The 7,622-nt window shown below is 46.7% G+C and carries 8 protein-coding genes; 6 read left to right on the forward strand and 2 right to left on the reverse strand.

Annotated features, from left to right (window positions below; translation table 11 throughout):
• Positions 1–91 precede the first annotated feature (91 nt).
• Positions 92–286: a hypothetical protein gene (locus J7529_RS20305; RefSeq protein WP_318730471.1), complete on the reverse strand. Its 195-nt coding sequence runs from the start codon at positions 284–286 to the stop codon at positions 92–94.
• A gap of 13 nt (positions 287–299) precedes the next feature.
• On the reverse strand, positions 300–1,361 hold the full coding sequence (mnmA, locus tag J7529_RS20310; protein ID WP_318730472.1) for a tRNA 2-thiouridine(34) synthase MnmA: 1,062 nt from the start codon (positions 1,359–1,361) through the stop codon (positions 300–302).
• Positions 1,362–1,465: 104 nt separating this feature from the next.
• On the opposite strand from mnmA, the gene J7529_RS20315 reads away from it, so the two are divergent.
• The 6 genes from J7529_RS20315 to mdh all read left to right on the forward strand — a co-directional run bounded on the left by J7529_RS20315 (position 1,466) and on the right by mdh (position 7,343).
• Complete coding sequence (locus tag J7529_RS20315) at positions 1,466–2,176, forward strand: SPOR domain-containing protein (RefSeq protein ID WP_318730473.1); 711 nt, start codon at positions 1,466–1,468, stop codon at positions 2,174–2,176.
• Between the two features lie 273 nt (positions 2,177–2,449).
• The gene (locus tag J7529_RS20320) at positions 2,450–3,418 is read left to right on the forward strand and encodes a glutathione S-transferase family protein (protein WP_271944376.1); all 969 of its coding nucleotides are present in this window, start codon (positions 2,450–2,452) and stop codon (positions 3,416–3,418) included.
• Positions 3,419–3,532: 114 nt separating this feature from the next.
• Positions 3,533–5,065: an NAD(P)H-hydrate dehydratase gene (locus J7529_RS20325; RefSeq protein WP_318730474.1), complete on the forward strand. Its 1,533-nt coding sequence runs from the start codon at positions 3,533–3,535 to the stop codon at positions 5,063–5,065.
• A complete protein-coding gene (locus tag J7529_RS20330) occupies positions 5,062–5,895 on the forward strand; it encodes a DALR anticodon-binding domain-containing protein (RefSeq protein WP_271944372.1) in 834 nt (277 codons plus the stop codon). Before J7529_RS20325 ends, J7529_RS20330 begins: the two co-directional genes overlap by 4 nt.
• 245 nt (positions 5,896–6,140) lie before the next feature.
• Positions 6,141–6,362, forward strand: a complete 222-nt coding sequence (locus J7529_RS20335; protein WP_271944370.1) for an NAD(P)H-quinone oxidoreductase subunit O — start codon at positions 6,141–6,143, stop codon at positions 6,360–6,362.
• A gap of 18 nt (positions 6,363–6,380) precedes the next feature.
• Positions 6,381–7,343, forward strand: coding sequence for a malate dehydrogenase (gene mdh, locus J7529_RS20340; RefSeq protein ID WP_318730475.1), 963 nt, complete (start codon positions 6,381–6,383; stop codon positions 7,341–7,343).
• The last annotated feature ends 279 nt before the right edge of the window (positions 7,344–7,622 follow it).

Raw genomic sequence — 7,622 nt, forward strand, 5'->3', positions numbered from 1 at the left:
CCGGGTTTCTGCCCTGGTTCTCGACTCTCTCCTAAGTTCTTGTAGAAACCCGGTTTCTTGGTACGTTGGCAATCGCTTTTATACCAAACCGCTAGTCTAGCTTAGGTTGACAATCGGTAAAGGATAAAGCCTCTTCATCCAGATAACCGGCGATCGCCATTTCAATGACTGCCCAAACTGGATAGTTCATTTGTTGAGCGCGTACTAAAAGTCCCTCACGAATCGTTTCCGGTAATCCGTCTAAGAAAACTTGTGCTAATTCAGGTGAGAGGTGTTCGGAAATCACTGATTGAGAATGTCTAAACTTTGGACTTGCGTTCAATGATACCACCACCGAGGAGGCGATCGCCCTCATACCAAACCGCCCCTTGCCCAGGGGTTACCCCAAACTGAGGCTCATCAAAGCGCAAATGTACCCGATTTTCCGGTAGAGGAATCACCGTCACTGGAACCGGTTTGGAACGATAGCGAATGCGAACTTCAGCGCGAATTGGACTATCCGGTGGCGCAATTGACACCCAGTTTACCCGACAAACCGTACACTCTGGATCGGCTGCACTATCGCGGGTTCCCACAATCACGCGATTCATTACCGGGTCTAGATCCACCACATACAAGGGTTCAGAATAGGCAACTCCTAACCCGCGCCGTTGGCCAATCGTATAATGATGAATCCCCTGATGCTGTCCTAAAACCTTACCCCCTTGGTCAACAATATCGCCAGTCTTCTGGTTAATATACTGATCCAAAAACGACTGCATCGAGCCATGGGCTTCCACCAAGCATAAATCTTGACTTTCTGGCTTTTCTGCCGTCGTCAAATTAAACTCGGCTGCTAGGCGGCGCGTTTCTGTTTTCGGCGTTTCTCCCAAGGGAAACAACGTAGAAGCTAATATCTCTTGGGACAAATCATACAAGAAATAGGACTGATCCTTCTGGGGGTCAATCGCCTTCAAAAGCTGATAGCGTCCGGACTGCTCATCAAACGCAATCCGCGCATAATGACCTGTCGCAATATAATCAATACCCAGCTCAGATTTGGCATAGTTAATCATCGGGCCAAATTTCACCGCCCGATTACACTGGGAACAGGGTAGGGGCGTAATTCCTTCCCGATAACCCGACACCAAATAATCAATAATATTCTGCTCAAACAACTCGCGACTATCGACAATATGGTGGGGAACCCCAAGCTGTTCGCAAATTTTCGCCGCATCTACCATACCTTCCGAGCAGCACTGTCCCTTCCCCTTCATCAACCAAAGGGTTAATCCCACAATATCGTATCCTTGATGATGAAGAACTGCTGCGGCAGTAGAACTATCTACTCCTCCAGAGAGTCCGACGACAACCTTTTTCATGGCAGCTACTGAAGCTTACTGTGAACAAAAGCATAATTGTTATGTACCCTTCTAAGGGTAACACCTCCGTCCTTTCTCTGGAGGATCTGAATTTTTAAGAGACTATGAACAACCCAAAACAGCATTCAAGACTGAATCGAGTTATCCTTCTGGGGAGTTTGGGATTGGGATTAATGGTCAGCACTAACGCTCAGTCACAACAAATCCCCTTACCCCCTCCTCCTCCCCTGAATGCCATACCGACGATTCCGGGTAATATCAATCCACCCTATGTAGCGCCCAGTGCCTACCCCTATCGGGTTTGGGTAAATGGGAATTCTCCCCTGTTATTAGAACAAGTTAAACAGCTTGTACCGGATGCCTTTATCCGGCAAATAGGTAGCCGCACGGTGATTCAGGCGGGTGCATTTGTGTCGGAATTCCAGGCTCAGGAGCGCTTGTCCCTGTTGCGATCGCGCGGTATTTTGGCTGAAGTTGTTTCCTTACAAGGGGACACCCTCGCTGGTGGCCCAAATTATCTCCCCCCCAATTACACCACCCCAATTACCCCGGCAAATACGATCAACCCCAACCCTGTCCCAGTCGCTGGTAAAGGTTATTATGTGGTCATTCCTAGCTCTCAAGAGGATGCTAATCTAATGGCTAATCGTGTGCGGCAAATCATTCCCAATACGGTTAATGTTGTAGCTAAACGCTCTCGTCGGGGGATGCATGTTGCTGTTGGCCCCTATGCTAACCGCAGCGAAGCCGCAGAAATAATGTCATTTTTACAAAATTCAGGATTAAGCAATGCTCGCGTTTATTTTGGTCGTTAACATCGAGTCTGGCTATGAGACCCCCAAATGATGATTTTTCCGGATCAGTTCAAGGTTGTTTCGGACAACTGGTCACTTACTTCGTCGTGGCTGTTGTTCTCTTTTTTCTAGTCTTGTTCGCTGGCAGTTATTTCCATACTACCTTTAATACCATATTAGTAGTTTGGTTGGGATTAATGCTATTTGTTTCGCTTGTATTTATCCTCAAAATGACTGAGGGTTAAGTTCGATGTTTTGTGAAGGGTGTCATTCAAATTATAAGGAATATATACTATGGGCTTAGGATTATTAGTCGATGGTCAATGGGTTTCACGACGGGAACAATCGGATCAAAAAGGAAACTTTATCCGTCCCCAAACCACATTTAGAAATGAAGTTACTGCCGATGGCTCTAGTGGGTTTAAAGCAGAAGCTGGGCGCTATCATTTATATATTTCTTGGGCTTGTCCTTGGGCCCATCGCACAGCTATTCTTAGAAAGCTAAAAGGATTGGAATCTGCAATTAGCTTATCAGTCGTCGATCCAGAAATCGATCAAAATGGTTGGGAGTTTTCTGAAGCTCCAGGTTGTATTCCCGATACGGTGAATCAGGCTGACTACCTCTGGCAACTCTATTTAAAGGCCGATCCAAATTATAGCGGTCGGGTGACCGTTCCCGTTTTGTGGGATAAGAAAACCCATACTATTGTCAATAATGAATCTCGCGAAATCATCCGCATATTGGATACGGAGTTTGAACGATTTGCGGAACGTCAGGTTTCATTTTATCCAGAAGAGTTACGGGATATTATCAACAGTACGATGGATACTATTTATCAGCCGATTAATAATGGAGTCTATCGCGCTGGCTTTGCGACGACGCAAGAGGCTTATGAACAAGGGTTAACAGACTTGTTTGAGGCTTTAGATCATTGGGATCAAGTGTTAGAACAACACCCTTATTTGTGTGGCGATCGCATCACTCAAGCGGATTGGTGTTTCTTTACCACGTTATTACGCTTTGATGTGGTCTATTATGGTCATTTTAAGTGCAATCTCCACCATATTACAGATTATGAAAATTTATGGGACTATCTGAAAGAACTGTATCAAGTGCCAGGAGTGGCAGAAACTTGTAACTTTGACCATATTAAGCGCCATTATTATCGCAGCCATACGGATATTAATCCGACTAAAATTGTGCCTAAAGGGCCGATTTTGGATTTTGAAGCGCCTTACGATCGCAATGTGTTAATGCATTAGTGGGAGATGGGGGGATAGGGGGATAGGGAGATAGGGAGATAGGACTTTCTTTAAATTCTAAAACCGAGTTACCATAACCTATTCTCTATTCCCTAGTGCTTCGCGCTATAAACTATGACTCATTGCCGAAATCAAATTGCCCAAATTGTCGTCACGGCGGCTGAAATGCGAGCCATTGAAAACCGCCTATTTGTGGCGGGAATGCCAGTAGCGGCGCTTATGGAAAAGGTGGCGGGTTTATTGGCTCGCCGCATGATAGATCAATGGGAAGCACTAGGGTTAGCCCCCGCTAAAATTGGTGTACTGGTGGGGCCAGGTCATAATGGTGGCGATGCCTTAGTAATTGCTAGGGAATTATATTTGCAAGGCTATTCGGTGGTGGTGACGCAACCGTTAGCCAAATTAAAAGAACTGACTGAAGCTCATGCCCAGTATGGAAAAAGTTTGGGCATTCCTTGGGTGAGTTTAGAGGAATTGCTCGACAGTTGCGAGATTCTGATTGATGGCTTGTTTGGATTTGGGTTAGAGCGCTCTATTTCCGGAGAGTTGGCAGAGCAGATCGATCGCATTAATCAATCCCAAATATTGATTTGTAGCATTGATTTGCCGTCTGGTATCCATACAGATACGGGACAAGTTCTCGGCTGTGCTATTCGTGCTGATTATACGTTCTGTTTGGGACTGTGGAAAGCGGCTTGTTTGCAAGATTCAGCAGTCGAGTATTTAGGGAAGGTGGAATGGATTGATTTTGGTATTCCGTTCGCTGATATTGACGCGGTTTTAGGCAACACTTCTCGATCTTATCGTATTACCAGAGAAGGAGTGATCGCCGGTCTTCCCCTTCCCCGTCCTCTCCTTTCCCATAAATACAAAGCCGGTCATCTGTTGCTGGTGTGCGGTTCAGAGGAATATGCAGGCAGTGCCATTTTAGCCGGTTTAGGGGCCCGCGCTTCTGGGGTGGGGATGCTTTCGATTGCCGTTCCCCACCGCTTAAAACCCCTGCTCGTTGCCCAGTTACCGGAAGCGTTGATTATTCCTTGTCCAGAAACCGAGACGGGCGCGATCGCAGAACTCCCCGATACTCTAAACTACCAGAAGTATCAGGCGATCGCCTGCGGCCCAGGAATCACGCGATCGGCCACACCCATTATTCCCACTCTCCTCAATCTTCCCATCCCTCTGATCCTTGATGCAGATGGACTCAATATCCTTGCCAGTCTTGGTATTTCGCTCCTCAATGAGCGATCGTTCCCGACCCTCCTCACCCCTCATGCTGGAGAATTTAAGCGCCTTTTCCCGCAAATTAACCTCCATGTAGACCGCATACAAGCGGTTCGCGAAGCGAGTCAACAAACCGGGGCGATCGTTTTGCTCAAAGGGGCAAGAACGGCTATTGGCAGCCCCACCGGAACCGTTTACCTGAACCCCGAAAGTACCCCAGCCCTCGCCAGAGGAGGCAGTGGTGACGTACTTACCGGGTTGTTAGGGGGTCTAGTTGCCCAACTCCCCCAAGCTCCAGAAATGGCGACCCAGACGGCTACCTGGTGGCACGCTCAAGCTGGAATATTAGCGGCTCAACAGCGCACGGCTTTAGGCGTAGATGCCTTTCACCTTACTGAATACCTGAGCCAAATTCCCCTACGATGAAAAAGAATCTGCAAAAGGCCATCCATCAGGGAATAGAAACATCCTTCGTCAGTTTGAAGCGTGAAGAAATTCCGGTGGAACTGTTGCCAGAGCATCAACCCTTAGGCTATCAATCGGCGATCGCCCTTAAACTATCTTCCTATAGTGGCCTAACCTCTCTGCATTTAGCTAAACAATTGCTGGAGTTCCTTTCCCTACAAGAGAACTTATTCGCATTTTCCCTTTCTGTTCGTTCTCCCGGTTGGCTGCAATTTCATTACTGCGATCTAGGTTTAGCCGAGCAATTGCAAGCCTTTTTGCTCACTCCCTTCGTACTTACAGCGCCACGTGCTGCGATGGAGTACCCAGTTGAATCCTCAACACTATGTAACACAACCCTATTCCCTAAGACTGATCCTCACTCCCCAGAAGTCTTTACCTGGCAAGCTGCCCATGCTCGCTGTTGCGCCCTCTTGCGTCTTGCCCAACATCAAGGGTTAATGAGCCTGGATGAGTCTACATTAAAGATCGTCGAACCCGATCGCATTCCTTGGTTAGATGACGGAAAATTTCAACTCGTTCATCCCAGCGAACAGACCTTAATCCGCTCCCTCTTGCATATCTGGGATACTCTCAATGACGATCGAGCCTCCCCGCGCTTACCCTCCTTAACCGGAAAACTTAGTCAAGATCTTCTGAGATTCGATCGCCAATGCCGGATCTGGGGATCAACTTTAAAGGAAAATCGCCCACTTTCCCTCAGTCGTTTGGCATTAGTAGCGATCGCCAGAAAGACCCTCAAAACCTTACTAGAAAAAGGATTAAACCTGATTGCCCCCCCAGAATTGTAGAGAATGCCACCAAAAAAATTTCTTCAAGGGATGACAAACCCAATTGAGTAAGCTATATTGACTATCGTGTGAGGAGCGAACCAGTAAGGACACCGAGACGAAACACGGCCAGTCGTCGGTGTCCTTTCTGATTTAAATCTAAAATTAAATCCCTTCAGAAGAATAACCGCTAAAATCAATCCTTGAATCCCGATCGCTCCTTGGTATCATGAGGGAAGTTTTGAAACGTAATTCCTGAGTTGATTATGGCAGCAGCAATTAAAAAAGGTTCAATGGTACGGGCTATCCAAGAAAAACTGGACAATTCCCTAGAAGCTTGTGCAAGTGATACCCGGTTTCCTCCCTACATTTTTGAAACCCAAGGCGAGATCATGGATATCAAAGGTGACTACGCCTTAGTCAAATTTGGTCAGGTTCCCACCCCCAATATTTGGCTGCGTGTCGATCAACTAGAGTTGTTCAACTAACAAAAACGAGAATTTGCCATGGTTAAATCTCATCAAGCGATCGCTCCAAGTGTCGGTATCATTGGAGCGGGAAAAGTCGGCAGCACCTTGGCGCAACGTATTGCAGAAAAAGACTTAGCCGATGTGGTTCTCTTGGATGTGATTGAAGGGATGCCTCAAGGGATCGCCTTGGATCTGATGGAAGCACGGGGAGTCGAGCGCCACGATCGCCAATTGATCGGTACCAATAATTATGCCGATTTGGTCGATTGCGATATTGTGGTGATTACCGCAGGGAAACCCCGTACACCAGGCATGAGTCGGGAAGAGTTGGTCGAAATCAATACCAAAATCGTTAAATCTGTGGTCAAAGAGGCCGTCCAGCACTGTCCCCAAGCGATCTTTATGTTAGTCACCAATCCCCTGGATGTAATGACCTATTTGGCGTGGAAAGCAAGTGGTCTCGACTCCAGTCGGGTTATGGGAATGGCAGGAGTTCTTGATTCAGCACGATTTCAAACCTTTATCTCCCTAGAGTTAGGATGCTCGATCGCCGATATCCAAACTCTAGTCTTAGGAGGACATGGGGATCTGATGGTTCCCTTACCTCGATTTTCTACGGTTCGGGGAATTCCCATTACCGAACTCATGGATCAAGCCGCGATCGATCGCCTCGTCGAGAGGACTCGCAAAGGCGGTGCAGAAATTGTGCAACTGATGAAAACCGGTAGTGCTTATTATGCGCCTGCATCCTCAGTCTGTCTCATGGTGGAAGCCGTATTACACAATCAATCCCGCTTTATGCCGGTTGCCGGATATCTCCAAGGCCAATATGGTTTGAATGATATTTATATGGGTATTCCTTGTCAATTGGGATATCAGGGAATTGAGAAAATCTTGGAGTTGCCCCTAGCAGAAGCGGAAATTGCTGCCCTCCATGAGTCCGCTACATCCGTGCGTAAAGGCATAGAAATGGCTGAAAGTTTAGTGGGTTTTGATTAATTAATCATTAACTATTAATAATGGGGAATCAGTTTTCCAATTCCCCATTCCTTTGTCGTTGTATCATTCTGCTGGTGCAACCTTCACTATGGCGACTATAGCAATGAATAAGTTGGTTAGGACAGTGAGGTTATGGTTTGAGACAATAGGCAGTAGGCAACAGGCAATAGAAAATATCCTAACAATCCTTTGCACTACTATATCCCTCTTTTGTCACTCTGCCGAATCAAGATAGGAATTAAGATAAGGGATTTAGGCTGAAGAAAAAAAGTATTGAAA

Origin of the sequence: Roseofilum sp. Guam (assembly GCF_017746735.1) — a bacterium.
Classification (GTDB): domain Bacteria; phylum Cyanobacteriota; class Cyanobacteriia; order Cyanobacteriales; family Desertifilaceae; genus Roseofilum; species Roseofilum reptotaenium.